The 25,557-nt window shown below is 71.9% G+C and carries 23 protein-coding genes; 13 read left to right on the forward strand and 10 right to left on the reverse strand.

Going from position 1 to position 25,557, the window contains the following annotated elements:
- Positions 1 to 77: 77 nt before the first annotated feature.
- Positions 78 to 944, forward strand: coding sequence for an AraC family transcriptional regulator (locus C6376_RS42485; protein ID WP_107448510.1), 867 nt, complete (start codon positions 78 to 80; stop codon positions 942 to 944).
- 46 nt (positions 945 to 990) lie between these two features.
- On the opposite strand, the gene C6376_RS42490 is transcribed toward C6376_RS42485, so the two are convergent.
- Together C6376_RS42490 and C6376_RS42495 are read right to left on the reverse strand one after the other, a co-directional pair.
- On the reverse strand, positions 991 to 1,467 hold the full coding sequence (locus C6376_RS42490; RefSeq protein WP_107448511.1) for an iron chaperone: 477 nt from the start codon (positions 1,465 to 1,467) through the stop codon (positions 991 to 993).
- A gap of 85 nt (positions 1,468 to 1,552) precedes the next feature.
- The gene (locus C6376_RS42495; protein WP_107448512.1) at positions 1,553 to 2,059 is read right to left on the reverse strand and encodes a pyridoxamine 5'-phosphate oxidase family protein; all 507 of its coding nucleotides are present in this window, start codon (positions 2,057 to 2,059) and stop codon (positions 1,553 to 1,555) included.
- A 233-nt stretch (positions 2,060 to 2,292) separates the two neighbouring features.
- Here C6376_RS42495 and C6376_RS42500 point away from each other — a divergent pair, with 233 nt between their 5' ends.
- The 3 genes from C6376_RS42500 (at position 2,293) to C6376_RS42510 (ending at position 7,234) form a co-directional block, all read left to right on the forward strand.
- Positions 2,293 to 5,136 carry a LuxR C-terminal-related transcriptional regulator gene (locus C6376_RS42500; RefSeq protein ID WP_107448513.1) on the forward strand — a complete coding sequence of 948 codons (2,844 nt, stop codon included), beginning with the start codon at positions 2,293 to 2,295 and terminating at the stop codon, positions 5,134 to 5,136.
- Between the two features lie 102 nt (positions 5,137 to 5,238).
- Positions 5,239 to 5,649 (forward strand): RidA family protein, encoded by a 411-nt coding sequence (locus tag C6376_RS42505; RefSeq protein WP_107449501.1) that lies wholly within the window; start codon positions 5,239 to 5,241, stop codon positions 5,647 to 5,649.
- Positions 5,650 to 5,710: 61 nt separating this feature from the next.
- Positions 5,711 to 7,234, forward strand: coding sequence for a carboxylesterase/lipase family protein (locus tag C6376_RS42510; RefSeq protein ID WP_107448514.1), 1,524 nt, complete (start codon positions 5,711 to 5,713; stop codon positions 7,232 to 7,234).
- Positions 7,235 to 7,459: 225 nt separating this feature from the next.
- Here the strand turns inward: C6376_RS42510 and C6376_RS42515 are convergent, their stop codons facing one another.
- The 5 genes from C6376_RS42515 to C6376_RS42535 form a co-directional block, all read right to left on the reverse strand.
- A complete protein-coding gene (locus C6376_RS42515; RefSeq protein WP_107448515.1) occupies positions 7,460 to 8,617 on the reverse strand; it encodes a sugar ABC transporter permease in 1,158 nt (385 codons plus the stop codon).
- 107 nt (positions 8,618 to 8,724) lie between these two features.
- Positions 8,725 to 9,504 (reverse strand): ATP-binding cassette domain-containing protein, encoded by a 780-nt coding sequence (locus C6376_RS42520; protein WP_173985841.1) that lies wholly within the window; start codon positions 9,502 to 9,504, stop codon positions 8,725 to 8,727.
- A gap of 32 nt (positions 9,505 to 9,536) precedes the next feature.
- Positions 9,537 to 10,652 (reverse strand): sugar ABC transporter substrate-binding protein, encoded by a 1,116-nt coding sequence (locus tag C6376_RS42525; RefSeq protein WP_107448516.1) that lies wholly within the window; start codon positions 10,650 to 10,652, stop codon positions 9,537 to 9,539.
- A 272-nt stretch (positions 10,653 to 10,924) separates the two neighbouring features.
- Complete coding sequence (locus C6376_RS42530; protein ID WP_107448517.1) at positions 10,925 to 11,986, reverse strand: YihY/virulence factor BrkB family protein; 1,062 nt, start codon at positions 11,984 to 11,986, stop codon at positions 10,925 to 10,927.
- Positions 11,987 to 12,042: 56 nt separating this feature from the next.
- Positions 12,043 to 12,573, reverse strand: coding sequence for an MSMEG_6728 family protein (locus tag C6376_RS42535; protein ID WP_107448518.1), 531 nt, complete (start codon positions 12,571 to 12,573; stop codon positions 12,043 to 12,045).
- Between the two features lie 165 nt (positions 12,574 to 12,738).
- Between C6376_RS42535 and ppk2 the strand changes: the two genes are divergently transcribed.
- Complete coding sequence (gene ppk2 / locus C6376_RS42540; RefSeq protein ID WP_107448519.1) at positions 12,739 to 13,701, forward strand: polyphosphate kinase 2; 963 nt, start codon at positions 12,739 to 12,741, stop codon at positions 13,699 to 13,701.
- 40 nt (positions 13,702 to 13,741) lie between these two features.
- Here ppk2 and C6376_RS42545 read toward each other — a convergent pair whose 3' ends face one another.
- The gene (locus C6376_RS42545; RefSeq protein WP_107448520.1) at positions 13,742 to 14,230 is read right to left on the reverse strand and encodes an excalibur calcium-binding protein; all 489 of its coding nucleotides are present in this window, start codon (positions 14,228 to 14,230) and stop codon (positions 13,742 to 13,744) included.
- A gap of 196 nt (positions 14,231 to 14,426) precedes the next feature.
- Here C6376_RS42545 and C6376_RS42550 point away from each other — a divergent pair, with 196 nt between their 5' ends.
- The 4 genes from C6376_RS42550 to C6376_RS42565 all read left to right on the forward strand — a co-directional run bounded on the left by C6376_RS42550 (position 14,427) and on the right by C6376_RS42565 (position 17,328).
- Positions 14,427 to 14,879, forward strand: a complete 453-nt coding sequence (locus tag C6376_RS42550) for a phage holin family protein (RefSeq protein WP_107449503.1) — start codon at positions 14,427 to 14,429, stop codon at positions 14,877 to 14,879.
- A complete protein-coding gene (locus C6376_RS42555; protein WP_107448521.1) occupies positions 14,876 to 15,340 on the forward strand; it encodes a DUF3618 domain-containing protein in 465 nt (154 codons plus the stop codon). The genes C6376_RS42550 and C6376_RS42555 overlap by 4 nt, the downstream gene beginning before the upstream one ends.
- 270 nt (positions 15,341 to 15,610) lie before the next feature.
- On the forward strand, positions 15,611 to 16,696 hold the full coding sequence (locus C6376_RS42560) for an S-(hydroxymethyl)mycothiol dehydrogenase (protein ID WP_107448522.1): 1,086 nt from the start codon (positions 15,611 to 15,613) through the stop codon (positions 16,694 to 16,696).
- Complete coding sequence (locus C6376_RS42565) at positions 16,696 to 17,328, forward strand: MBL fold metallo-hydrolase (protein ID WP_107448523.1); 633 nt, start codon at positions 16,696 to 16,698, stop codon at positions 17,326 to 17,328. The genes C6376_RS42560 and C6376_RS42565 overlap by 1 nt, the downstream gene beginning before the upstream one ends.
- A 242-nt stretch (positions 17,329 to 17,570) precedes the next feature.
- On the opposite strand, the gene C6376_RS42570 is transcribed toward C6376_RS42565, so the two are convergent.
- Together C6376_RS42570 and purU are read right to left on the reverse strand one after the other, a co-directional pair.
- On the reverse strand, positions 17,571 to 18,317 hold the full coding sequence (locus C6376_RS42570; protein WP_107448524.1) for an IclR family transcriptional regulator: 747 nt from the start codon (positions 18,315 to 18,317) through the stop codon (positions 17,571 to 17,573).
- Positions 18,318 to 18,756: 439 nt separating this feature from the next.
- Complete coding sequence (purU, locus tag C6376_RS42575; protein WP_107448525.1) at positions 18,757 to 19,629, reverse strand: formyltetrahydrofolate deformylase; 873 nt, start codon at positions 19,627 to 19,629, stop codon at positions 18,757 to 18,759.
- A 216-nt stretch (positions 19,630 to 19,845) separates the two neighbouring features.
- Between purU and C6376_RS42580 the strand changes: the two genes are divergently transcribed.
- Genes C6376_RS42580 through C6376_RS42595 form a run of 4 tightly spaced genes read left to right on the forward strand, consistent with a single transcriptional unit; the run spans position 19,846 to position 25,418 of the window.
- Positions 19,846 to 21,315 (forward strand): aldehyde dehydrogenase family protein, encoded by a 1,470-nt coding sequence (locus C6376_RS42580; RefSeq protein ID WP_107448526.1) that lies wholly within the window; start codon positions 19,846 to 19,848, stop codon positions 21,313 to 21,315.
- A 20-nt stretch (positions 21,316 to 21,335) separates the two neighbouring features.
- Entirely contained in the window at positions 21,336 to 22,427 is a 1,092-nt protein-coding gene (locus tag C6376_RS42585) for a glycine betaine/L-proline ABC transporter ATP-binding protein (protein WP_107448527.1), read from the forward strand.
- Positions 22,424 to 24,424 (forward strand): proline/glycine betaine ABC transporter permease, encoded by a 2,001-nt coding sequence (locus C6376_RS42590; RefSeq protein ID WP_107448528.1) that lies wholly within the window; start codon positions 22,424 to 22,426, stop codon positions 24,422 to 24,424. Before C6376_RS42585 ends, C6376_RS42590 begins: the two co-directional genes overlap by 4 nt.
- Before the next feature lie 13 nt (positions 24,425 to 24,437).
- Positions 24,438 to 25,418 (forward strand): ABC transporter substrate-binding protein, encoded by a 981-nt coding sequence (locus C6376_RS42595; protein ID WP_107448529.1) that lies wholly within the window; start codon positions 24,438 to 24,440, stop codon positions 25,416 to 25,418.
- Positions 25,419 to 25,557: the final 139 nt, after the last annotated feature.

A 25,557-nucleotide genomic window follows, 5' to 3' on the forward strand; every position in this document is an offset into this window, starting at 1 on the left:
GATCGGGCACAGGATGTCGGGTCCACGGGGGTGCGGGAGCCCTAGCGTCGTGATCACGAAAAGGAAGGGGACCTGGCGTGCTGGAGCGGCTCAACCAGGCCATGGAGCACATCGAGGGCCGTCTCGACCGGGTCGTCGACGTGGCGGCGCTGGCACGCACCGCGGCCACCTCGGAGTACCACCTGCGCCGGATGTTCTCCGCGCTGGCCGGCATGCCGCTGTCGGAGTACGTCCGGCGACGGCGGCTGACCGTCGCGGGCGCCGACGTGCTCGCGGGGCGCGAGCCGCTGCTGGAGATCGCGGTGCGCTACGGCTACGGCTCTGCCGAGGCGTTCGCGCGGGCGTTCCGCGCCGTGCACGGCGTCGGCCCGGGCGAGGCCCGGCGCACCGGCGCCGCGCTCGTCTCCCAGCCCCGGTTGGCCTTCCGCCTCACCGTCGAAGGGAGCAGCAGCATGCGCTATCGCGTGGTGGACCGGCCGGACTTCGGTGTCGTCGGATTCAAGGCCCGGGTGCCACTGGTGCACTTGGGACCCAACCAGGCGATCATCGACTTCGTGCGCGGGATCGACCCGGGCGTCCTGGAGAATCTGCGGGACCTCTCGGACCAGGAGCCGCAGGGTGTCGTCTCGGTCTGCGACGACCTGGACCCGAGCCGCGCCGAGGGCACCGAACTCGACTACTACCACGGGGTGGTCACGTCCGCGGCCGCGCCCGAGGGGACCGCCCGCCTGGACGTTCCGGCCGGCACCTGGGCGGTCTTCACCGCCTCCGGGCCGGTGCCGGAAGTCATCCAGATCCTGTGGCGGGACGTGTTCACCGAGTGGTTCCCCGCCAATCCGTACCGCAGCCTTCCCGGCCCCGAGATCCTGCGCATCCGTCCGTCGCCGGACGGGACCGAGGCCGACGCCGAGCTGTGGCTCCCCGTGGAACGCGCAGGGGGCTGAACGACCGCCGCGTCAGAGCGGGCTGACGGCGGCGGGACTGTCGCGGTCAGCCCGCGGCCCTCGCGACGAGCTCGGTGATACGGGCTTCGGTGGCGGCGTCCAGCTTCGTCAGGGCGTACGCCGTGGGCCACATGGCGTCGTCGTCGAGGGCGGCCTGGTCGCTGAAGCCGAGCGTGGCGTAGCGGCTCTTGAACTTCTGCGCGCTCTGGAAGAAACACACCACCTTGCCGTTCCGGGCGTAGGCGGGCATGCCGTACCAGAGCTTGGGTGCCAGGTCCGGGGCGGCCGCCGTGACGATGCGGTGCACTCCTTCGGCGAGGACGCGGTCGGCGTCCGCCATGTCGGCGATCTTCGCGAGCACGTCCTTCTCGCCGTCCGCCTTGGCGGTGCGCGGGCTGCGTCGCGCGCTCGCCTTGAGATCCCGGGCGTGCTCCTTCATCGCGTCGCGTTCCTCGGCCGTGAACCCGTCGAACTTCTCGGGGGCGGCGCTGCTGCTGCGGGCGGGCTGCTGGGTGTCGGTCATGACGGAGCTCCTTTGTCGACGATCGATCAGACGATAGGCAGGGAAAGGGACTTCGTGGTTCGGATCAACGATGTCGCGGCGGCGTTCAGGCGAGCCAGCGGCCGTCGCGCATGAGCTCGCGGCCGGTCAGTTCGTCCGCTTCGCGCCAGCTCTGGATGCGGCGCGGGGTGACGCGGAACCATCGATATCGCGTGCTGAGCGTGCGCGGGTCGAAGCCGGTGCGTTCGGCGAACCGGTCGCCCTGCCGTGACGGCAGGGCGTCGATGGCGAGGGCCTCGGCCTCGCCATCGATCACGCAGACGTCACGGGTGTGACCGAGGGCCAGCCGGGCGGTCCGGCGGGCCGTCAGGTTCCGGCCGGTCGGGCTGTCCGCCGGGGTGGCCATGAGCAGTGTGCGGCCGTCCCAGTCGAAGGAGAGCGGCACGAGGTGGGGCGTGCCCTCGGGAGAGGCGCTGGCCACCCAGACGTCGACGTCGTGGGCGAGCCGGTGCTCGGCGTCGCGGCGGCGCACCGCACGGGGGCGGGGTCCGGCGCACGTGGGCCCGGGCCGCGGGCCCGTGTTCTCGGAGGCCGGTGCGGACGATCCGGTCATGGTCGCTCCTGCGGTGGGTGAGATGGTCGCCGGCGGCGCCCGGGGATCCCCTGCCGGGGCCGAACGCCGTGGTCACAGCCTCTCCCGGACGCCGTGGCCGCCGCATCCGTGCTCACCACGGAGAGCACCACGGAACGCACCACGGACAGGACCACGGAAAGCACCCACGGACAGGACCGAGGCGAGGATCCGCACCGGCCGGGGCCCCGGCAACCGCAGCGGATAATGTCCCGGTGTCCACTCCAGCGATCTCGGCCCGGGAAGCAGAAGTGCTCGCGCTGCTCGGCGAGCATCTCAGCAACGCGGAGATCTCCGCGCAGTTGTTCATCTCGGTACGCACGGTGGAGTCGCACGTCTCCGCGCTGCTGCGCAAGCTGCGGGCTCCGGACCGGCGCACCCTGTCCCGGCGTGCGGCCGACCTCGCCCGCGCCGGGCAGACACGCCCGGCACCCGCACTGCCGACACCGCTGACGGCGTTCGTGGGCCGGACGCGGGAGCGCGCCGAGCTCGCCGAAGCCGTGAAGACGCGCCGGCTGGTGACCGCGGTCGGGCCGGGCGGGGTGGGCAAGACCCGGCTCGCGCTGGCGGTCGCCGCGCAGACGGCCGGGGACTTCCCCGACGGGGTGTGGTTCGTGGATCTGGCCCCGGTCACCGATCCGGGACGGGTGGGCGCGGCGGTCGCGGCGACGGTGGGCACGGGTGAGCAGCCGGGTCGAGGCGTCGACGAGACGCTGCTCGCCGCACTGGCCGACCACCGGGCCCTGCTGGTGCTGGACAACTGCGAGCAGATCCTCGAGGGCGTGGTCCCGTTCGTGGAGCGGCTGCTGACGGTCTGTCCGGGCGTGCAGGTGCTCGCGACGAGCCGCGCCCGGATGCTGGTGCCGTTCGAGTGGGCCTTCGAGGTGCCGCCGCTGTCCTGGGCGGACGGCGAGGAGTCGGAGGCGGCGACGCTGTTCGCCGAGCGGGCGGCGGCGGCCGGACGCGCACCGGACGCGGCGGCGCGCGAGGGCGTCGCGGCCCTCTGCGCCGGCCTCGACGGGATGGCGCTGTCCATCGAGCTGGCGGCTGCGCGGTATCCCGCCCTGGGTCTGGAAGGCCTCACGGCCGGTCTCGCCGACCAGTTGCGCATGCTCGCCGGAGGGCCGCGTGCGCACGACCGGCACCGCTCGGTGGGGGCGGTGCTGGACTGGAGCCACGATCTGCTCGAGCCGCAGGACCGGGCGCTGCTGCGGCGGATCTCGGTGTTCGCGGCGCCCTTCACGGCCGGGGCGGCGGCCGCGGTGGCAGCCTTCGCGCCGCTGGACCCGGCCGCGGTCGCCGACGGTCTCGGACGACTCGCCGAACAGAGTCTGCTGACCGCGACGCCGTCCCCGGCAGGCGTCCGGTACCGCGCGCTGGAGACCGTCCGCCAGTACGGGACCCGGCGACTGACCGACGCCGACGAGACGCCCGACGTCCGCTCCCGCCACCTCAACTGGTGCCTGAGCGCCGCATCCGCCCTGGAGGACGCCCAACGGATAGACGCGTCGGCGGAGTTCGAGTTCGAGTTCGTGGACGAGGGCCGCCGGGCACGGTTCGACACTACGGCTGACGACCTGCGGGCCGCCCTGGCCTGGGCGGCCGACCGCCCGGAGCAGTGCGAGGACGCCCGCCGCCTCGCACTGTCCCTGGCGGGCCTGGCCTTCGCCCGCACCCTGGTCGGCGAGGCCCAGCAGCGCTTCGAGCAGGCGGCGGCGCTCGCCGACGCCGCGGGCGACCCGGCCGGCGGCGCCGCCGCGCTGCGCCGGGCCGCCGGGGTGGCCGGCTGTCGTCGGCTCGGTGACGACATGCTCCGCCTGCACCGTGCCGCCGCGGACGCGGCCCGCCGGGCCGGCGACCCGGCGGCGGCCGCCCGCGACCTGGCGGCGGCGGCCACCGTCGCGTACCGCTTTTCCAGCACGTTCGAACGGGTCCCCACCGCGCAGGAGGCGGCCGGCCTGCTCGCGGCGGCGCGCGAGCTGTCCAGCGACGAAGGCCCGACGGCCGGGGCGGCGGTCGCACTGGCCGAGGCCGCCGTGGTGGCGGACGCCTTCGGCGCGGTCCAGGGCGGCACGGACAACACCGCGCACGAGACGGTCGGATACGCCGAGCGGGCCGTGGAACTGGCCCGGCGGGCGGACGACCCGGTGGCCGAGTCCGCGGCTCTCGACGCGCTCTCCGGCGCCCACAGCTGGGCGGGCCGGCCGTTCGGGGCGGCGGACGCCGCGCGCCACCGCCTCGACGTGCTCGCCGCGGCGCCGCGCACGCCCGCCGCCGCGCACGAGCGCATGGACGCCCTGGCCATGGCGTCCGCGACCGCGCTGGGGGTGGGAGAGCTGGAACAGGCCCGGCGGTGGGGCCGACGGCTCGCCGGTCATCCGCTGCTGGCCGAGGCCGGTCATCACGCCGTCTCCTGGCTGCTGGTCGCGGACGCCTTCGCGGGCGCCGCCGACGACGTGCTCGCGGGCGGCGCGCGTTTCCTCGACGCGTGGGAGCGCGGCGGCCGGCAGCGGTCGTTCTCACTCGGCCCGGCCGCCGCGTCCGTCGCGATGGTCCACGGGCTGCGCGGCGATCACGAGGCCAGGGCGGCTTGGCTCGCGGTCGTCCACGAGGCCGGCCACGAGTCCGAGCACCGCCACGGCTACGGCGCGGTCTTCGACGCGACGGTGTCGCTGCACCACGGGGAAGCGGATGCGGCCCTGGAGCGGCTGGCGCCGCCGCCGGAGCGGGTGTGGAAGTGGGTCACCTGGGTCTGGCTGCACTGGTACGCGGCGGTGCGGGCGGAGGCGTCGGCGCTGGCCGGCCACCCGGACGCCCGCGAGCGGATCGGGTCCGCCCGCGGCATGGTCGCCGGCAACCCCGTCGCCACCGCCCAACTGGACCGGTCCGAAGCACTGTTGGACGGTGACCAGGCGCGACTGGTCGCCGCCGCGACGGCGTTCGAGGCGGCGGGCTGCCGCTACCAGGCGGCCCGGACCCTGCTGCTCGCCGGAGACGCCCACGCGGTTGCCGGCGAGGCCGCGCTCACCGCTCTCGGCCTCACATCTCGCGCCGGCTGAACACCGGCCCCCGGTAACGCCGTTCGAAAAATTGGGAGGCGTCAGGCCAGGGCCTTTGCAAGGATGTCCGGGCTCCTCGCCCCGGGAAAGGACCCGCAGACCGTGCCTCGTGCCGTCACCCTGATCCGCTCCGCAGCCCTGTCCGATGTCGCCGAGTACGCTTACGCGGCCACGGCGCCCGCGGAGTCACGTCTGATCTTCCTCGCCGGTGCCTGCCCCCTGAACGAGGACGGCTCCACGGCGGCGATCGGGGACTACGCCGGCCAGGCTCGCAGGGCCGTCGAGAACATGCGGACGGCGCTCGCCGCCTCCGGTGCGTCGCTCCACGACGTCATCAGCACCCGGGTGCTCGTGGCGTCGGCCCGGCAGGAGGACCTGGTGAAGGCCTGGGAGGTGGTCCGGGACTCGTTCGGCGACCACGACGTCCCGAGCACCCTGATGGGTGTCACCGTGCTCGGCTACCGCGACCAGCTCGTCGAGATCGAGGCCGTCGCCGCAGTGCTCGATGCCTGAACCCGAGCGCCGCGCCGTGCGCGTCCCGCCGGCCGGCCGAGCCTCGCAAGCCGCGCGCCGCATGGCTGACGGCCTGCGGACGGAGACGGGGGCGGCGACGTTCCGGACGACGAGCGGCGTGGTGCGCGGCAGCCTCTCGCGCGACGGCGTGAGGGCCGTGCTCGGCATCCCGTACGCCGTCGCGCCCTTCGGCGCGAATCGCTTCCGCGCGCCGAAGCCCCTCCTGGACCCGGGCGCGTCGCGGGACTGCCGCGGTTTCGGACCCATCGCGCCGCAGTCGGCGCGGCTGCCCGGCTCACCGGCGTGGCGCGCGGGCGACGAGGACGTCCTCAGCGTCAACGTCTGGGCGCCCACGCCTTCGGAGGCCGGGCCCCTGCCGGTGCTGTTCTGGATCCACGGAGGCGCCTACACCTTCGGCTCCTCCGCCCAGCCCGACTTCGACGGCGGCGCGCTCGCCCGTGCCGGAGCGGTCGTGGTCACCTGCAACTACCGCGTCGGCTTCGAGGGATTCGGTCATGTGCCGGGCTTCCCCGACAACCGGGGGCTGCTGGACCAGACGGCCGCCCTGTGCTGGGTCCGCGACAACATCGCCGCGTTCGGCGGCGACCCCGCACGCGTCACGGTGGCCGGGCACTCCGCCGGAGCCGGATCGATCGCGTGCCTGATGGCGAGGGAGGAGACGCGCGGACTGTTCCGCAGGGCCATCGTCCACAGCGCGCCCAACGCGTTCTTCTCCCCGGCGACGGCGGCCGCCGTCGCCCGGCGGATCGCGGCCGAGGCCGGTGTCGCTCCGACGGGTGAAGGGCTGCTCTCCGCCTCCCCTTACCGGCTGGTGGCCGCGTCCGACAGAGTCGCCGGTCGGCTCCGGGACGACCCGGTGGCGGCGCTGCAGGCCTACGACCCGGTGGTCTTCCAGCCGGTCGTGGACGGCGACGTACTGCCCGCGCACCCGCTCTGCGCGCTGGACACGGGCGTCGCCCGCGACGTGGACCTCCTGGTGTGCCACACGGTGGAGGAGTGCTGGTTCCTGCACGCCGTCGGCGGCGTACGGGAGATCTCGTCGGAGACCGGGCTCGCCGACTTCGTCCGAGCGCTCGGTCTCCCCGCCCGCCTGCTCGACGGCTATCGCGTCCTGATGCCCGACGCCCCGCTGCTCGACCGCTATCTCGCCCTCTTCGGCGACGCGGTGTTCGGCGAGTACGGCCGTCGGCTCGCCGAGCGCCACGCACGCGCGGGCGGCCGGGTCCACGCGTCCCGCTTCGCCCGCCGGCGCCGGACGCCGGGCGGGCAGGCGCGGCCCTGGCACACCGCCGACATCCCGTTCGCCTTCGGCAACCTGGACGCGCCCGGCGCCGCGTTCCTCATCGGCGGCGCCCCCGACGAACCGGACCGCGCCCTGTCCCGTCGCATCATGCGCGCCTGGACGGGCTTCGCCGCCGACGGGGACCCGGGCTGGCCCGCGCTCACCGCCGGGGCCGCACCGGTGAAGGTCTGGGCCGTTCCCCAGGACCACCTGAGCGACGACGCCGGGTCGCCGGCCCGCGCCCTGTGGCGGGACGTGCGGTTCGACGTGCTGCGCCGGTGACGTCCGCCGCCGTCGCCGCGGCTGCCGTCGGCGTGCGCCCTCGAGGGCGCACGCAACGTCGGCGGTCCCGAGGTGTCGTCCGTCTGGGGGTGATTGCAGAGGTGTGCGAGCCGGCGCACAGGAGTTGCCGGCTGCGGGGGCCGCGGGGGCGGAACGGCCCGGGCCTGTGAGTGCACGGGCTCACGGCCGCCGCGGACCGTCTCGCCGTGCAGGAGTGCCGTGCCGTCAGGGGTGTCCCCGGGCGCGTGCGGCGCGGCGCGCCAGCGAGTCGAGGACCACCGCGGCGTACAGCACCCCGCCGGTGACCATGAACTGCACCGGGGGCTCGACTCCCAGCAGCGCCATGCCGGAGGCGATCGACTGGATCATGAGCACGCCCAACAGCGCCGACCAGGGCGAGCCGCGCCCGCCGAACAGACTGGTGCCGCCGACGACGGCCGCGGCGATGGCGTTGATCAGCAGCATCCCGGAGCCCGGCACCTGGCTGGCCGAGGTGAGCCGCGACGCGACGAACAGGCCGCCGACCGCCGCCAGGGTTCCCGACACCACGAACACCGCGATCCGCACCCGCGTCACGTCCACGCCGGATCGCCGGGCCGCCTCGACACCGCCGCCCAGGGCCAGGATCTGCCGGCCGTACGGCGTGCGACGCAGGAAGAGGTCCGAGGCGACGACGACCGCGAGGAAGATCAGCAGCGCGAGCGGCAGCCCCTCGAACCGGTTCAGGACCAGGACGGCGGCGAACGCGACGATCGCGAGCAGGGCCGCGCGCGCCCAGATCCCGCCGGCCGGCCGGCAGGGCATCCCGGCCGCCTCGCGGCGTCCGCGCTCACGAAGGGAGGCGAGGAGGTAGGCGACCGGGGCGAGCGTCGCGAGGCCGTAGGTGACGGCGGCGGCGCTGAAGTAGCGGCTGGTCAGCGTGGCGACCAGACCGGTCTCGCTGAAGTTGATGGCGGTCTCGGTCCCCAGGAGGTACAGCATCAGGCCGTTCCAGGCGAGCAGGCCGGCGAGGGTGACGACGAACGCGGGAACACCGATCCGGGCGAAGGAGAACCCGTGCACCGCCCCGGCGGCCGCGCCGCAGAGCAACGCGATGACCACCGCGAGCCATTCGGGCATGCCGAGGTTCACGTTGAGCGCGGCGAACACGGCCCCCGCGAGACCGGCGAGCGAGCCCACCGACAGGTCGATCTCGCCGATCAACAGCACGAAGACGATACCGACGGCGATCATGCCGGTGCCGACGATGTCCACGCTGAGCACGGACAGGTTGCGCGGCGAGAGGAAGTTGTGGTCGAGGATCTGGAAGATCGTCCAGGTCACGACGAGAGCGAGCAGGACGGGGACCGGGCCGAGGTCGTGTGCGTGCAGCCGGCGGCCCACCGCGTCGGCACACGCCCGGAGAGCCTGCGTGCCTCGTCGTGGCCCCTCGCGCGTTCGGCCTGCGTCGGGCGCGGCCTCGTCGGCGTGCGCCCCTTCCTTCCTCCCCGTCACGGCCAGGTCTCCTCGGCCCGGGTCGAGCGATGGCCGACGGCGTTGTCCGACGCGCCCGTGATGGAGGCGATGATCTGCTCCTGGGAGGCGGTGTTCACGTCGAACACGCCGTTGTTGCGTCCGAGGCGCAGGACGGCGATCCGGTCGGCGACGGCCTTGATGTCGCCCATGTTGTGGCTGATGAGGAGAACTCCGAGACCCCGGTCGCGCAACCGCTCGATGAGGTCCAGGAGCTGACTGGTCTGCTCGACGCCCAGGGAGGCGGTGGGCTCGTCCAGCAGGAGGAGCCGGGGCTCGCCGAGGAGCGAACGGGTGATCGCGACGACCTGCCGCTGCCCCCCGGACAGGGCGGCGACCGGCACCCGCACGTCGGGGATGCGGATGGACAGGGTGTGCAGCAGATCGCGGGTGCGGCGCTCCATCTCGACCTCGTCGAGTACGCCGAGCCGGTGGATCTCCCGGCCGAGGAAGAGATTGCCGACGACATCGAGGTTGTCGCACATCGCGAGGTCCTGGTAGACGGTCGCGATGCCCAGCAGCTGGGCGTCCTGGGGGCGCCTGATCTGTATGGGGGTTCCGCGCCACTCGATGATTCCCCGGTCCGCGGGCCCGACGCCCGAGATCACCTTGACGAGCGTGGACTTGCCGGCGGCGTTGTCGCCCACCAGGGCGACCACCTCCCCGCCCATGATCTCCAGCTCCACGTCGACCAGCGCCTGGACGGCGGCGAACCGCTTGGAGACGCCGCGCAGCGCCAGCAAGGGCTGAACCGCCACGGGCCACCTCCTGTCGGTTCCGGCAATACCCGTCAGATGAGTCCGGCTTCGGCGCAGGCGGCCCGGAGACTCGGTGGGCATATCTGGGCGATGGTGTACATACCATCCTTTACCAGAGTCTCCTTGATGGTGCCGACGGTGACGGAGACGGCGGGGAGCAGGACCGCGGGGATGTCCTTCGTGGTGGTGTTGCTGACGGTGCCGGTGGCGATGGATCCGACCGACTCGCCGCGTCCCACGGCGACGGCCATCTCGACCGCCGCGTCGGCAGCCGGTTTGAACGGCTTGTAGACGGTCATGTACTGCTCGCCCCTGACGATGCGGCGCACGGCCACGAGGTCTGCGTCCTGGCCGGTGATCGGCGGCAGCGGACGTACCTGGGCGGCCCGCAGGGCGGAGATCACGGCGCCGGCGAGGCTGTCGTTGGCGGCCAGGACGCCGTCGATGTCGTCCCCGCCCAGTGCGGCGATGGCGCTGCGCATGTCGACGAAGGCGTTCTCCGGCCGCCAGCCGACGACGTCGTACGACTTGCCGATCTTGACCTTGCCCCGGAGGACGGAGAGGGATCCCCGCTTGAACCAGGCGGCGTTGGGGTCGGTCGTGGCGCCGTTCATCATGACGATCTGCCCGCCGTCCGCCTTCGCTCCCATGCCCTTCAGAAGCCCCTCGCCCTGGAGCCTGCCGACCTGCGCGCCGTCGAAGGTGACGTAACCGGAGATCGGGCCCTGGGCGAGCCGGTCGTAGGCGACGACGGGGATGTCGGCCCGGTGCGCGGCCTCGACCGACGGGCGCAGCAACTCCGGGTCGACGGCGGCGACGATCAGCACGTCCACCCCCCTCGTGATCATGGATTCCAGCTGCTGCCGCTGGACCGCCGGGTCGGGTGTGGCGGCGACGGTCACCGGGCAGTGCGGGCACAGTTCCTTCAGCTTCCCCTCGATCAGGGGCCGGTCGAACTGCCCGAAGCGGGAGGCCCCGCCGCCCGGGAGCAGCAGACCGACGGTGGGGTTGTCCTCCCCGTCGCCGTCGCTCCCGCCGTCCCCGGCGCAGGCCCCGGACAGGGTCAGGACGGCGGCGACCGTGAACGCCATGAACGCACGGACGAGGGACCGGCCCTTCCCGGCCGGAAGGCTGACGCGAGGACCCATCTTCGGTTCCTTAGGGAATTTTTGTCAGATTTTATCCCGTGATGAGCGACTCCTGCCAAGCGTAGTCACGCCCGCCGCCCTGTCCCGTCCGGGCGGCGAACGGCCTAGCGCGAACGTCGTCGCGAAGGGCCCGTCACGGCGGCCGGCCGGGAACGCCCCTTCGGCCCGGACGGCCAGCCCTCGGCCGGCCCGGCGAGTGCTCGGTGAACAGCGAGGTCGCGGAGGCGAAGACGCCCGGGAGGCGGGCGCGCCGGGGCGGACCGCGCCGCGGGTCAGGAGCCGAGGCGGCGATGGTCCTCCTCGTCCCACTTACGGGTGTCGCGCGGCTGGACGTACGGCTCCTCGTCGGCCGGATGGCCTCCGGCGACGGCGCGCTGGCGCACCAGCTCGGCGTCGAACTCCAGGCCGAGCAGAATGGCGAGGTTGGTGATCCACAGCCACACCAGGAAGACGATCACGCCCGCGAGCGTGCCGTACGTCTTGTTGTACGACGCGAAGTTCGCCACGTAGAGCGCGAACCCGGCGGAGGCGATCATCCAGATCAGCAGCGCGAGGAAGCTCCCCGGCGTGATCCAGCGGAAGCCGCGCACCTTGGCGTTCGGGGTCGCCCAGTACAGCAGCGCGATCATGACGGTGACCAGGACCACCAGTACCGGCCATTTGGCGATCGACCACGCGGTCAGTCCTGCGTCGCCGATGCCGAGCGCGGTGCCCGCCTGCCGGGCGAGGCCGCCGGTGAACACCACGATCAACGCGCTGATCACGGCCATCACCATGAGGACCACGGTGACGCCGACCCGGACGGGCAGCACCTTCCAGACCGGCCGGCCCTCGGGGACGTCGTAGACCGCGTTCGCGCTGCGGATGAACGCGGCGACGTAGCCGGACGCCGACCACACCGCGAGCACCAGACCCACGATCGCCATGACCGAGCCCAGCCCGCTGCCGCCCTGCATCTGCCGCACGGCGTCGCGCAGGATGTCCTGTGCGGGCCCGGGAGCGAGCTTCTGGATGTTGTCCAACACCTGCTGCGTCGCCGACTGCCCGATGATGCCCAGCAGTGACACGAGTGCGAGCAGCGCCGGGAACAGCGCCAGGATCCCGTAGTAGGTCAGGGCCGCGGCCCGGTCGGTCAGTTCGTCCTTCCTGAACTCCTTGAGGGTGCCTTTGAGCACTGCCTTCCAGGAGTGCCTGGGCAGGTCCGTCGGACTGTCCGGGGCCCGCTCCTCCACCTGCTCGTCCGGCCCTACGGCGGGCGCGCGGCCGTTCTCCGCCTCCGGCGCGGCCGTACCGTGCCCGTTGTGCCGTCCGTGCCGCTTCAGTGTCCGTACCATGCCGCTCGGGTATCCGCCTCCGGGCCACCTATGCTTACATTTATCGCATATCGGACTTAAGGTGCGGGTCGGTCGAGGTCGGCGCCGCGGTCCCGGGCCGTCTGCGCCCGCCCCTGCTCCGGACGTCCGCCACCCCGGTCCGACGCCGGCCAGACATACGGCAGATCGTCGGGAACGTCCGGGAACCGTGCCGTGTAGAACGTCGGATCCTTGCGCACGAGTGCCGACCGGTGACTGCGGTGGAAGGCGGCGTCGCCCAGCCACGGGGGCAGCTCCCGGACCTCGGCGAGCTCCACCTGGGTGCGCACGCCGGGCCGTCGGCCGGGGAGGCCGGCCATGAGCGAGGCGGCGCAGGTGTCCGCGCGACCGGTCGCCGTCCAGACGCCGCAGATCTCGAGGCCGTAGCGCACCAGGGCCTCCTCGTAGCCGGTCCACATACGCACCGCCGGATGGTGGCGCCACCCGTAGCCCGCGACGGTCAGGCCGCGCAGCACCTGGAGTGCCTCGACGCGCTGCTTGCCCAGTCGCCGTGGATCCAGGGCGGCGGCCGATGCGGTGAAGTCGGGATACGGCAGAAAGGTCTGCATGGTCCGCTCCGCGTACCCGGGCTGCCGCGACCGGCACATCGGGCGGGCGGGGGACCGGTCACGGCATGGGTGTTTCGGGCGGACGCCGGCACGGAACCCACATGTCGCCGGGACACCGGGGAAGCCGACGGTGACCACGACGCACACCGGAAAGGCGCGGACCGCATGGATCGTGACGAGGCCGAGGCCAGGCTGCTCGACGGGCTGACAGTGGACGACCGCCGGCCGGAACAGCCGGTGCTGCTCGACGACGCGGGCCGGCCCATCACGACGTGGCGCGAGAACTACCCCTACGACCGGAAGGTCGGGCGCAGGGAGTACGAGCGCGCCAAGCGCGTCCTGCAGATCGAGATGCTGAAACTGCAGCGCTGGGTCAAGGACACCGGCGGTCGCCTCGTCGTGATCTGCGAGGGGCGGGACGCGGCGGGCAAGGGCGGCACCATCCAGCGCTTCACCGAACGTCTCAATCCCCGGGGCGCCCGCATCGTGGCGTTGCCCCAGCCCACGGAGCGCGAGAAGGGGCAGTGGTACTTCCAGCGGTACGTCGACCACCTTCCCGGCCCGGGGGAGATCGTCTTCTTCGACCGCTCCTGGTACAACCGGGCCGGGGTCGAACGGGTCATGGGGTTCTGCACGCCGCGCGAACACCGGCTGTTCCTCAAGCAGTGCCCGCTCTTCGAGGACATGCTGGTCGAGGACGGCATCATCCTGGTGAAGTTCTGGTTCTCGGTGTCCCGGGCCGAGCAGCGGACGCGGTTCGCGATCCGCCAGGTCGACCCGGTACGCCAGTGGAAGCTGTCGCCCACCGATCTCGACTCCCTGGACCGCTGGGACGAGTACACCACGGCCAAGGTCGAGATGTTCCGCGCCACCGACACCGGCCACGCGCCCTGGACGGTCGTCAAGAGCAACGACAAACGACGGGGCCGGCTCGAGGCCATGCGCAGCCTCCTGCACCGCGTCGACTACGCGGCCAAGGATCCCCACGCGGTCGGCCGTCCGGATCCGCTCGTCGTCGGCGCCGCGGCGACCCTCCTGGAGCCGGGCGAGGAGGACACCGTCCTCTCGCCGACTCCGCTCACCCCGCAGACCGAGGGCCCCGGCCGGCATCCCGGCGGCAAGGCCTGAGCCCGACCGAGGGCCCTGGTCGCGAACGGGAGGCCACACCCTAGAGGCGGCGCCGGCGGCGTCGCAGGTAGCCGACCGCGGCCAGCAGGCCCGCCGAGGCGAGGGCTGCGCCGATGCCGACGTCCCAGCCGGACGGGCCGGCGGTGACGGCGCCGCCGACGCCTCCCCGGACGCCGAAGGTGGGCGGCGGCGCCGGGCTGATCGAGGCGCCCGCGGAGCTGCTCACGACCGGCGTGGGGCTCGCCGACCGCGGTGCGGGGCTGGCCGGCCGCGGTGCGGGGCTGCTCGTCGGCGGAGCCAGCGTGGGCAGCGACCGGTGGGGAAGGACCTCACAGGCGATGCCGTCGTCCGGTCCCCGGTCCTCGTCGAGCCGGTTGGGGTCGCTGGGGTCCTGGTCGAAGACTGCCTGGGCGTCTTCCTGGTAGGTGAAGTCGCTGCAGTTCAGGTCCTGCGCGTGGGCGACGCCGCTCAGCAGAGCGACGGTCAGGACCGCGGCGGCTATGCCTGCGACGGTGGCGCGGCGTGGCATGGGCGTCTCCTCCCGGCCGAGGTGGCCTTCGCCTCGACGCTAGGCAACGACCGGCGCCACCGCGCGGGGCGAGGGGCCGAACGGGGTGCACCGGGCCACGGACGGGGCGCGGTGATCGAGCGGCGCAGTCGGTATGCCTTTCTCGCCGACCGGCGGGTACTCGGCCGGCACCGCATGATGAAAAGGGGTGATGACGATGGTTGAGACGGGCCGGTACGGCGTGACCGGCGACCGCGGCGACCGCGGCGCCCGAAGCGCCGAGAACGGCGGGGAGTCGGTCGGCGCACTGGTGCAACGCGCCTCGCAACAGCTGAGCGAGCTGGTGCGCGGCGAGATGCGGCTCGCGCAGGCGGAGATGGTCGAGAAGGGAAAGCGGTACGGCAAGGGCGGCGGACTGTTCGGCGGGGCCGGGCTCTTCGGCGTCCTCACCCTGCAGGCGCTGATCGCCGCCGCGATCGCCGGACTCGCGGTGCCGCTCCCGGTGTGGGCCGCCGCTCTGATCGTCACCGGTGTGTTGGCGGTGATCACCGCCGTGCTGGCGCTGACCGGCAGGAAGCAGGTCGGCCGGGCCGCCCCGCCGATGCCCGAGCGCGCCGTGGAAAGCGTGAAAGCCGATGTGTCGGAGATCAAGGAGAGTGCCCGACGATGACCCAGCCCTCCCAGCACGAACCCACGAACCCCGATGAGCTGCGCCACCGCGTGGAGCGGACGCGCCACGAGCTCGGCGCGACGCTCGAGTCGCTGGCCGCGAAGACCGATGTGAAGGCCCGCGCCCAGGAGAAGGCAGCCGAGCTGAAGGAGCACGCCGCCGAGCTGAAGGAGCACGCCGCCGAGCTGAAGGAGCAGGCGGGCGCGAAGGCGACACACCTGTCCGAACAGGCCAGGGGCAAGGCGGCCGAGGCGGCCCACGCCCTGGAGGAGAAGGTCCCCGCTCCGGTGAAGGACAAGGCGTCCGCGGCCGCGGGGCAGGTCAGGACCAGGGCGGGGCAGGCCGAACAGCTGTGGCAGGACAAGGCGCCCGAGCCGGTCCGCGACCACCGCAAGGCGGTCATCGGCATCGCCGCGGCCGCCGCCCTCGTCTTCGTGCTCCTGCGCCGCGGGAGGAAGTAGTCCCGACGACGCCCCGGGCGCCGCCACGCTCACCGAGCGGGCGGCGCCCTTTCGTGTCCTCGTGCGCGCCTCGGCCCTTTCCGTGTTCGCGCCGACTCCTTGACCGACGGTCCGCGCTCCACGATGCTTGTTGCGATCCATGAGGCGTGTGCCGTAATAAGCAACGCTTGCCTGTTCCCGCAGGCGTTCTGGGTCCAGTAGTCCCCGTAGTCCCCGTAGTTCCCGTCGTTGTCGTAAATGTCGCAGTTCTGTATCAGTCGAGGAGTGGCCATGACGCACCAGGTCCGTGCCGTCGTCGCGCGGGGCAAGGGCGCCCCCGTCAGCCTGGAAACGATCGTGGTGCCGGACCCGGGTCCGGGTGAGGCGCTGGTGAAGATCGAGGCCTGCGGGGTCTGCCACACCGATCTGCACTACCGCGAAGGCGGCATCAACGACGATTTCCCCTTCCTGCTCGGCCACGAAGCGGCCGGAGTGGTGGAGTCCGTGGGGGAGGGCGTCACCGACGTGGCCCCCGGTGACTTCGTCATCCTCAACTGGCGTGCCGTGTGCGGGCAGTGCCGGGCCTGTCTGCGCGGCCGGCCCTGGTACTGCTTCGCCACCCACAACGCGAAGCAGAAGATGACACTCCTGGACGGCACCGAGCTCTCACCGGCCCTCGGCATCGGTGCGTTCGCGGAGAAGACCCTGGTGGCGGCCGGGCAGTGCACCAAGGTCGACCGGGCCGCCTCCGCCGCCGCGGCCGGACTGCTCGGCTGCGGTGTGATGGCGGGCATCGGCGCGGCCATCAACACCGGACAGGTCGGGCGCGGTGACAGCGTGGCGGTCATCGGCTGTGGCGGTGTGGGAGCGGCGGCGGTCGTCGGGTCGAAGCTGGCGGGCGCGTCGAGGATCGTCGCGGTGGACATCGACGACCTCAAACTGGAGACCGCGCGGAAGCTGGGCGCGACCCACACCGTGAACGCCTCGCAGACCGACCCGGTCGAGGCGATCCGTGAGCTGACCGGCGGCTTCGGCGCGGACGTGGTGATCGAGGCCGTGGGCCGTCCGGAGACGTACGTGCAGGCCTTCCACGCCCGCGACCTGGCCGGCACGGTCGTCCTCGTCGGCGTGCCCACGCCCGAGATGAAGCTGGAACTGCCGCTGCTGGACGTCTTCGGCCGCGGCGGCGCCCTCAAGTCCTCCTGGTACGGCGACTGTCTGCCCAGCCGGGACTTCCCCATGCTCATCGACCTCTACCTCCAGGGCCGTCTGGACCTGGACGCCTTCGTCACCGAGACCATCGCCCTGGACGAGGTCGAGAAGGCCTTCGAGCGGATGCACCGCGGCGACGTGCTGCGCTCGGTGGTGACCTTCTGATGGCCGGTGTCACCGTCGAACGGCTCGTCACCTCGGGAACGTTCTCGCTGGACGGCGGGGTCTGGGAGGTGGACAACAACGTGTGGATCGTCGGCGACGCCGAGGAGGCGGTGGTCATCGACGCCGCGCACGACGCCGGGGCCATCGCCGACGCCCTCGGCGGGCGCACCCTGCGGGCCATCGTCTGCACCCATGCCCACAACGACCACATCGACGCCGCGCCCGCGCTCGCGGACCGCACCGGCGCCCCGATCCTGCTGCACGGCGCCGACCTGCCGCTGTGGAAGCAGACCCACCCCGACCGGGCGCCCGACGGCGAGCTGGCCGACGGTCAGGTCCTCACCGTGGGCGGCGTCGAGCTGACCGTGCTGCACACCCCGGGCCACGCCCCGGGCGCGGTCTGCCTCCACGCACCCGCGCTGCGGGCCCTCTTCAGCGGGGACACGCTCTTCGCCGGCGGCCCGGGGGCGACCGGGAGGTCGTACAGCGACTTCCCGACCATCGTCGAATCCATCCGGGACCGGCTGCTGACCCTGCCGGGCGACACGACCGTGCACACCGGTCACGGGGACACCACCACCGTCGCGGCGGAGGCCCCGCATCTGCAGGACTGGATCGACCGGGGGTACTGACTCCCGCCGGCGCGGAACGCGCGCCCGCTCTTGGCCCGGTGGCAGGGCGAGGCGGGCGCGCGCTCGTGTGCTCCGGGCGGCGCGGGCGTGCCCCGGGCTGTGCGGGGGCGGTCGTCGTGCGCTCGGCACCGCTCGGGCGCGGGGGCGCGCCGGCGCCCAGCGAGCACCACCTGGGCGCCTTCCATGACCGGGTGAACGAGCGCCTCGGCCCGGCGGGCGTGTGACGGACGCCGCCGGACCGCTCAGCCCAGGTAGCCCATGCGGTGGCTGATCTCCTCCGCGCCCTTCAGCAGCACCGGAGCCAGTTCGTGCAGCCGCTCCTCGGTGAGCCGGTAGGAGGGTCCGGAGGCGCTGAGAGCGGCGATGACCTCGCCGTCCCGGTTGCGGATCGGCGCGGCCATGGCGTGCAGGCCGATCTCCAGCTCCTCCAGCGCCCAGGCGTAACCGCGCTCACGGGCCTCGGCGAGGTTCTTCTCGAGCTTCGTCCGCGCCGTGATGGTGTGCGGGGTGATCTTCTTCAGGCCGGCCTCGGCGAGCAGTGCGGTGCGCTGCTCGGCCGGCAGGTGGGCCAGCAGGATCTTGCCGCTCGAGGTGGCGTGCAGCGGGGTCAGCTGGCCGACCCAGTTCTGCGCCGTGACGGCGCCGGGGCCGCGCACCTGGTAGAGGTTGACCGCGTAGTGCTCCTGGAGCACGGCGATGTTGATCGTCTCGCCTATCTCCTCCGCCAGTTCCTCGCAGACCGGGCGGCCCTGCTGGGTGATGTCGATGCGCCCGGTGACCGCGCCCGCCAGGCGCACGATCCCGAAGCCGAGGCGGTACTTGCCGCGGTCGCCTGCCTGTTCCACCAGTCCGCGCGCTTCCAGGGCGCCGAGCAGGCGGAACGCGGTGGACTTGTGAACATCGATCTCGGCCGCGACCTCGCTGACGCCCGCCTCGCCGCGCTGGGCGAGGATCTCCAGGACGCTGATGGCGCGGTCGACCGACTGCACCCCGCCGGTCTGGGGAGTGGATGTTTCCGCGTCGAGGCTGTAGTTGCTCACAGCGAAACTATACGCGCAGTAAACAACGCGATGGCAAGTGTCGGGGCCGGGAACCAGGACACCGGGAGTTGCGTGAAGCGCAACCTGAGGAATCCGGCGGGGCCGCTGCCGGCATGCCTCCCGTATCCGCGGCGCAGGCGGGAGCGGGCTTCATGGCTGCCCGGTACGACTTTCGTCGTCTTCGGCGGCCGGTCGGCCGGCAGTGCGCGGGCGAACAGACTCGCCGCCGGACCCGGCCCGCCGGGTGTCGCTCATGGAAGCAGGCCGTTCCGGCTGTCCGTGGGGCGCCATCGGTCACATGCCGGCGGCGCGGAGTGTCCGGCGGGCAGCCTGTCGGGGGCCGGATCGTCCTTCGGCCCCCTCCCGGCACGCGTGGCGCCCGTACGGCTCAGCGGAAGACGACCGTGCGGTTGCCCGCGACCATCACGCGGCTCTCGCTGTGCCACTTCACGGCGTGCGCGAGCACCTGCGCCTCCACGTCCCGTCCGACCGTGACCAGCTCGCCGGGGTCCAGCGAGTGGTTCACCCGGACCACGTCCTGCTCGATGATCTGGCCCTCGTCCAGGTCGGACGTCACGTAGTGGGCGGTCGCGCCGACGAGCTTCACCCCGCGGTCGTAGGCCTGCTCGTAGGGGCGTGCGCCCTTGAAGCTGGGCAGGAAGGAGTGGTGGATGTTGATGGCGCGACCCTCGAGCTGCTTGCACAGGTCGTCGGAGAGGATCTGCATGTAGCGAGCCAGCACGACGAGGTCGACGTCCAGCTCGTGCACCAGTTCCAGCAGCCGCGCCTCGGCCTCGGCCTTGGTGTCCCGGGTCACCGGCAGGTGGTGGAAGGGGATGCCGTAGGTGTTCGCGAGGCCCTCGAAGTCCCGGTGGTTGGACACGATCGCCGGGATCTCGATGTTGAGCGCGCCGGTGCGCCGGCGGAACAGCAGGTCGTTCAGGCAGTGCCCGAACCTGGACACCATGATGAGCGTCCGGGTGGGTGTGGAGGCGTCACGCAGCGTCCAGGAGATCCCGTAGGCCTCGGCGACCGGGCCGAAACGGTGGCGCAGGCCCTCCAGATCGACGTTCGGGTCGGACACGTCGAAGTGGACCCGCATGAAGAAGCGGTCCTGGAGCCGGTCGTCGAACTGCTGGCTTTCCAGGATGTTGCCGGAGTTCCTGACGAGGAACCCGCTCACGGCGTGGACGAGGCCCGCTCTGTCGGGACACGAGAGCGTCAGGACGTACTCACGGCCAGGTTGCGGTCGAGGGGACATGGGGCCTCCGTCGGTGCGTAATGCACAACATGGTGAGCGATACGCAACATGGTCGGGGTGGAGCCCCGTCCGGTCAAGGGTGGCCCCGGAACTGCTCGCCGAGTGAAATCGTCATCCGCCAACCCCTTGACGGGCGTCGGGACATTCGTAAAGGTGTTCCATCACAAGCAATTGGGTGCACAATGCGCAACGGCATTCTCTTGAAAGGCTCGGGGCGTGGCAGACCTGTATGTGGATGGAGAGTGGCGGGACGCGCTGGCCGGCGGGCGCCGGGACATCCGTTGCCCTGCTGACGGCACGCTTGCCGTGACGGTTTCGGAGGGTACGCGCGCCGATGCCGAGGCGGCGATCGCCGCCGCCCGTCGCGCCTTCGACGAGGGGCCCTGGCGGCACACCTCGGAGCGGGAGCGCGGCGCGCTGCTGCTGCGCATCGCCGATCTGATCGAGCGGGACGCCAAGGTCTTCGCCCGGGCGGAGTCGCTGGACACCGGCAAGCGGGTGGTGGAGAGCGAGTACGACATCGCCGACGTCGTCTCCTGCTTCCGTTACTACGGCGGGATCGCCGGGACGGACGCCGGCCGGGTGATCGACACCGGCCGCGACGACGCCGTCAGTCGCGTCGTCTACGAGCCGGTCGGGGTGTGCGCGCTGATCACCCCGTGGAACTATCCGCTGCTGCAGGCCGGTTGGAAGGTCGCTCCGGCTCTCGCCGCGGGCAACACGATCGTCCTGAAGCCCAGCGAGCTCACCCCTTCGACCTCGATTCTGCTGATGAAGGCGCTGGAGGAGGCCGGGCTGCCGGCCGGCACCGCCAACCTCGTGCTGGGCGCGGGCCCCGAGGCCGGCGCACCGCTGTGCGAGGACCCCGCCGTCGACATGGTCTCCTTCACCGGCGGCCTGGACACCGGCCGGCGCATCATGGCCACCGCCGCCGCGACCGTGAAGAAGGTCGCGCTCGAACTCGGTGGGAAGAACCCCAACGTCGTCTTCGCCGACGCCGACTTCGACACGGCCGTGGACTTCGCGCTCACCGCGGTCTTCCTGCATTCGGGCCAGGTGTGCTCGGCCGGGGCCCGGCTGATCGTCGAGGACCGCCTGCACGACCGTCTCGTCGACGAGATCGTCCGCCGGGCCCGGCTGATCCGCCTCGGCGGGCCCTTCGACCCGCAGGCCGAGACCGGGGCGCTGATCTCCGCGCGGCACCTGGAGAAGGTCGAGGCGTACGTCGCGGCGGGTGTCGCCGAGGGCGCCGTGCTGCGCTGCGGCGGGGAGCGTCCCGGCGACCCTGCGCTGGCGGGCGGTCACTACTACCCGCCGACCGTGCTGGACGAGTGCCGCCAGGACATGCGTGTGGTGCACGAGGAGTCCTTCGGTCCGGTGCTCACCGTCGAACGCTTCACCGACGAGGACGATGCCGTGCGCATCGCCAACGACACCGAGTACGGGCTCGCCGGCGCCGTCTGGACGCAGGACGCCGGCAGGGCCCAGCGGGTCGCCCGGCGGCTGCGGCACGGCACGGTGTGGATCAACGACTACCACCCCTACGTGCCGCAGGCGGAATGGGGCGGTTTCGGGCATTCGGGCGTGGGTCGGGAACTGGGACCGGCCGGCCTGAACGAATACCGAGAGCCCAAGCACATCTGGCAGAACATCCAACCCCGGCCGCAGCGCTGGTTCAGCGGCTGAACGCCGAAAAGAGGTCGATCGTGACCCCCACACAGACCGCGACGTCACACCGACGTGGCCCGCTCCCGGACCCGGACGGCACCCCGGTCATCTCCGTGCGCAATCTGTGGAAGGTGTTCGGGCCGAAGGCCGAGTCGGTTCCGGGCTCGGCGGAGTTGTGCGGTCTCACCCGTCGTGAGCTGATGGACCGGACCGGCTGCACCGCGGCCGTACGCGATGTGCACTTCGATGTCTCGCCCGGCGAGGTGTTCGTCGTCATGGGGCTGTCCGGTTCCGGCAAGTCGACGCTGGTGCGGTGTCTGACCCGGCTGATCGAGCCGACCGCGGGTGAGATCGTCTTCGAGGGCGAGGACATCCGCGAGGCGGACGACGGGCGTCTGCGTGACCTGCGTCGACGTAAGTTCTCCATGGTTTTCCAGCACTTCGGGCTGCTGCCGCACCGTCGGGTGGTCGACAACGTGTCCTTCGGTCTGGAGATCCGTGGCATGGGCCGGGCCGAGCGGACCAGGCGGGCCCAGGAGGTGGTGGAGCTGGTCGGTCTCGCGGGTTACGAGAACTCCTATCCCGACCAGTTGTCCGGCGGTATGCAGCAGCGTGTCGGTCTGGCCCGGGCGCTGGCCGGTGATCCGGACGTGCTCTTCTTCGACGAGCCGTTCTCGGCGCTCGATCCGCTGATCCGCCGTGACATGCAGAACGAGGTCATCCGGCTGCATCACGAGGTCGGCAAGACCATGGTGTTCATCACCCATGACCTGTCCGAGGCGTTGAAGCTGGGTGACCGCATCCTCATCATGCGTGACGGGCGAACGGTCCAGTGCGGTACCGGTGATGAGCTGGTGGGTGCTCCGGCGGACGACTATGTGCGCGAGTTCGTCAAGGACGTGCCCCGGGGTGATGTGCTGACCCTGCGCTGGATCATGCGGCCGCCGGCCGACGGTGATCCTCTGGACGGTCCCGAGCTGGGTCCCGACGTCGTGGTGCGGGAGGCGACCCGGGCGGTGCTCGCGGCCGATCGGCCGGTGAAGGTCGTCGACAACGGCAAACTCCTCGGCATCGTCGGCGACGAGGAGATCCTCGCCGTGGTCGCCGGGCAGGAAGGCGGCGCCCGATGACCGTCGTCCTGGAGAAACCGGAGAAGTCCGGGACGGCGGAGCCGGTCGCCCCCCGCGGAAGCCGGCGCACCGTCGGCCGGCCCCTGCGGATCGGCGTGATCCTGGTTCTGTGGCTGGTGCTGTTCGCCGTGCTGCGCGGGAAGCAGACGTTGTCGCTGGCGGCGGCCGACCTCACCGATCTGCACCGGTGGTTCAACGACGTCAACGACTCGATCGGTGCGAACCGCGACTCCAACCCGCTGTTCCTGTACTTCTTCAACGAGATCCGTCTCGTCATCGACACTCTGGCCGCGTTCGTCCAGGAGCTGATCTCGCAGCCGTCGGCCGGCCGGCCCCTCCCGCAGATCGGCTGGCTCGGAGTCGTCGGCATCGTCGGCTACGTCTCCTGGGCTTTCGGTAACTGGCGGGTCGCCCTGCTGGCGGTGGCGGGTTTCACCTTCCTCGGGCTGCAGGGGCTGTGGCAGGAGAGCATGGACACCCTGGCGCTGACCCTGTCCTCGGTCCTGGTGGCGCTGCTGTTCGCGATCCCGCTCGGGGTGTGGGCGGGGCTGTCCGACCGGTTCCACCGGATCATGACGCCCTTCCTGGACTTCATGCAGACGATGCCGACCTTCGTCTACCTCGCCCCGCTGACGCTGTTCTTCCTCATCGGCGGAGCCTCCGCCACCATCGCCACGGTGATCTACGCGGCCCCGCCGGCCATCCGTATCACCGCGCACGCCATCCGGTCCGTGCCCGAGACCACCGTCGAGGCGGCCGAGTCGCTGGGCGCGACACGTCGGCAGTCGCTGACGAAGGTCCTGCTGCCGATGTCCAGGCGGACCGTGGTGATGGGCGTCAACCAGACCATCATGGCCGCCCTGGCCATGGTCACCATCGCCGCCCTCATCGACGCTCCCGGTCTCGGCAAGACCGTGGTGCAGGCGCTGCAGTCGCTCGACGTCGGCACCGCCTTCAACGCGGGCCTGTCCATCGTCGTCATGGCGATCGTCCTCGACCGGGTGACGACCGCGGCCAGCACCCGCGAGGAGGAGGCCCGGCGTTCGAAGAACCGGTTCCTCGCCTGGCGGCGGCCGCTGCTGGGCGCGGGCGCGGCCGTCACCGCGGTCCTGGTCTACCTGTCGCACACGTTCGTGTGGGCGGCCGAGTTCCCCGGCGAGGGCGGTCTCGGCAGTTCCATCGCGGGCGCGGCGGACACCACGACGACCTGGGTGCAGGACCACTTGTCGGGTGTCACCAACACCGTCCGTGACGCCCTCACGAACGGGCTGCTCAACCCCTTCCAGTCACTGCTCACCGACTCCCCGTGGTGGCTGGTCGGCGCCGTACTGATCGCACTCGGCGCGGTGCTCGGCGGCATACGGGCCGGCATCACCACGGCCGTCTGCGTCGGCCTGCTGGTCGCCACCGGGATGTGGTCGGACGCCATGACGACGCTGGCCTCGACCGTCGTCGCGACGGCGCTGGTGATGCTGCTCGGCGTCGTTCTCGGTGTGTGGATGGGCCGCAGCGCTCTCGTGGACCGGGTGTTGCGGCCGAGTCTGGACGCGGCGCAGGTCATGCCGCCGTTCGTCTATCTGGTGCCGTTCCTCGCGCTGTTCGGCGCGACCCGCTTCACGGCCATCGTCGCCGCCGTGGTGTATGCGGCTCCCGTCGCCATCAAGATCATCGGGGATGGGGTGCGGAACGTGCCCGCGGCCACCGTGGAGGCGGCCACCTCCGCCGGGTGCGACACCTGGCAGATCATCACCAAGGTCCAGCTGCCGATGGCACGCGGCGCCCTGACCCTCGCGACCAACCAGGGTCTGATCTACGTGCTGTCGATGGTTGTGGTGGGCGGCCTGGTAGGCGCGGGCGCCCTCGGCTACGACGTCGTGGCCGGTTTCTCGCAGGGCCAGCTGTTCGGGAAGGGGCTCGCCGCGGGGCTGGCCATCGTCCTTCTCGGAGTCATGTTCGACCGCATCACCCAGGCCGCGGCGCGGCGAACCAGTGCGTAAGGAGCAACTGACCATGGCAAGGCAAGCAAGACGATGGAGAGCCGGCGCGGCCGGCATGGCGGTCCTCGGGCTCACCCTCACCGCCTGCGGCGGTGCGAAGGTCGGCGACAGCTCCTCAGGGACCGGCGGCGGCGCGGACGGCTCCGCCAAGTGCGGCACCTTCAACCTCGCGGTCAACCCCTGGGTGGGTTACGAGGCGGACGCCGCGGTCGTCGCGTACGTCGCGGAGAACGACCTGCACTGCAAGGTCACCAAGAAGGACCTCAAGGAGGAGATCGCCTGGCAGGGCTTCGGGACCGGCGAGGTGGACGCCGTCCTGGAGAACTGGGGCCACGACGACCTCAAGAAGAAGTACATCACCGGCCAGAAGACCGCCGTGGAGGCCGGCCCGACGGGGAACAAGGGCATCATCGGCTGGTACGTGCCGCCGTGGCTGGCGAAGGCGCATCCGGACATCACCGACTGGAGCAACCTGAACAAGTACGCGGCGAAGTTCAAGACCTCGGAGTCGGGAGGCAAGGGCCAGCTTCTCGACGGCGACCCGTCGTACGTGACCAACGACGAGGCGCTGGTGAAGAACCTGAAGCTGGACTTCAAGGTGGTGTACGCGGGCAGTGAGACCGCGCTCATCCAGGCCTACCGCAAGGCGGAGAAGAACAAGGAGTGGGTGATCGGCTACTTCTACGAGCCCCAGTGGTTCCTCTCCGAGGTGCCGCTCGTGAAGGTGAACCTGCCCGCGTACAAGGCGGGTTGCGACGCCGACGCGGAGAAGATCGCGTGCGACTACCCGGTGTACGACCTGGACAAGATCGTCAGCGCGAAGTTCGCCAAGTCCGGCAGCCCGGCCTACGACCTGGTGAAGAAGTTCAACTGGACGAACGACGACCAGAACGTCGTGGCCCGGTACATCGCGGTCGACAAGATGACCTCCGAGGCCGCGGCCAAGAAGTGGGTCGAGGCCAACCGCGCCAAGGTGGACGCCTGGATCAAGTGAGGCCGGACGCCTGACTCGAGAGCCGGTCGGACATCCCCGGCGGCGGTGCGCCACGGTGCGCACCGACGCCGGGGACCGCCCCGGGCCGGCGTCCGGGCGCTGGTCCGCTCGTCGTTCGCCGGCAACCCGGCGGACCGGC

Origin of the sequence: Streptomyces sp. P3 (assembly GCF_003032475.1) — a bacterium.
In the GTDB taxonomy this organism is placed as follows: Bacteria; Actinomycetota; Actinomycetes; order Streptomycetales; family Streptomycetaceae; genus Streptomyces.

Excerpts from the sequence above, each read along its gene's own strand:
- C6376_RS42525 (WP_107448516.1), bottom strand. The coding sequence starts at position 10,652 with ATGGGTCCTCGCGTCAGCCTTCCGGCCGGGAAGGGCCGGTCCCTCGTC.
- C6376_RS42595 (WP_107448529.1), top strand. The coding sequence starts at position 24,438 with ATGGCAAGGCAAGCAAGACGATGGAGAGCCGGCGCGGCCGGCATGGCG.
- C6376_RS42545 (WP_107448520.1), bottom strand. The coding sequence starts at position 14,230 with ATGCCACGCCGCGCCACCGTCGCAGGCATAGCCGCCGCGGTCCTGACC.
- C6376_RS42530 (WP_107448517.1), bottom strand. The coding sequence starts at position 11,986 with ATGGTACGGACACTGAAGCGGCACGGACGGCACAACGGGCACGGTACG.
- ppk2 (WP_107448519.1), top strand. The coding sequence starts at position 12,739 with ATGGATCGTGACGAGGCCGAGGCCAGGCTGCTCGACGGGCTGACAGTG.
- C6376_RS42555 (WP_107448521.1), top strand. The coding sequence starts at position 14,876 with ATGACCCAGCCCTCCCAGCACGAACCCACGAACCCCGATGAGCTGCGC.
- C6376_RS42495 (WP_107448512.1), bottom strand. The coding sequence starts at position 2,059 with ATGACCGGATCGTCCGCACCGGCCTCCGAGAACACGGGCCCGCGGCCC.
- C6376_RS42590 (WP_107448528.1), top strand. The coding sequence starts at position 22,424 with ATGACCGTCGTCCTGGAGAAACCGGAGAAGTCCGGGACGGCGGAGCCG.
- C6376_RS42535 (WP_107448518.1), bottom strand. The coding sequence starts at position 12,573 with ATGCAGACCTTTCTGCCGTATCCCGACTTCACCGCATCGGCCGCCGCC.
- C6376_RS42490 (WP_107448511.1), bottom strand. The coding sequence starts at position 1,467 with ATGACCGACACCCAGCAGCCCGCCCGCAGCAGCAGCGCCGCCCCCGAG.
- purU (WP_107448525.1), bottom strand. The coding sequence starts at position 19,629 with ATGTCCCCTCGACCGCAACCTGGCCGTGAGTACGTCCTGACGCTCTCG.
- C6376_RS42550 (WP_107449503.1), top strand. The coding sequence starts at position 14,427 with ATGGTTGAGACGGGCCGGTACGGCGTGACCGGCGACCGCGGCGACCGC.
- C6376_RS42510 (WP_107448514.1), top strand. The coding sequence starts at position 5,711 with ATGGCTGACGGCCTGCGGACGGAGACGGGGGCGGCGACGTTCCGGACG.
- C6376_RS42565 (WP_107448523.1), top strand. The coding sequence starts at position 16,696 with ATGGCCGGTGTCACCGTCGAACGGCTCGTCACCTCGGGAACGTTCTCG.
- C6376_RS42560 (WP_107448522.1), top strand. The coding sequence starts at position 15,611 with ATGACGCACCAGGTCCGTGCCGTCGTCGCGCGGGGCAAGGGCGCCCCC.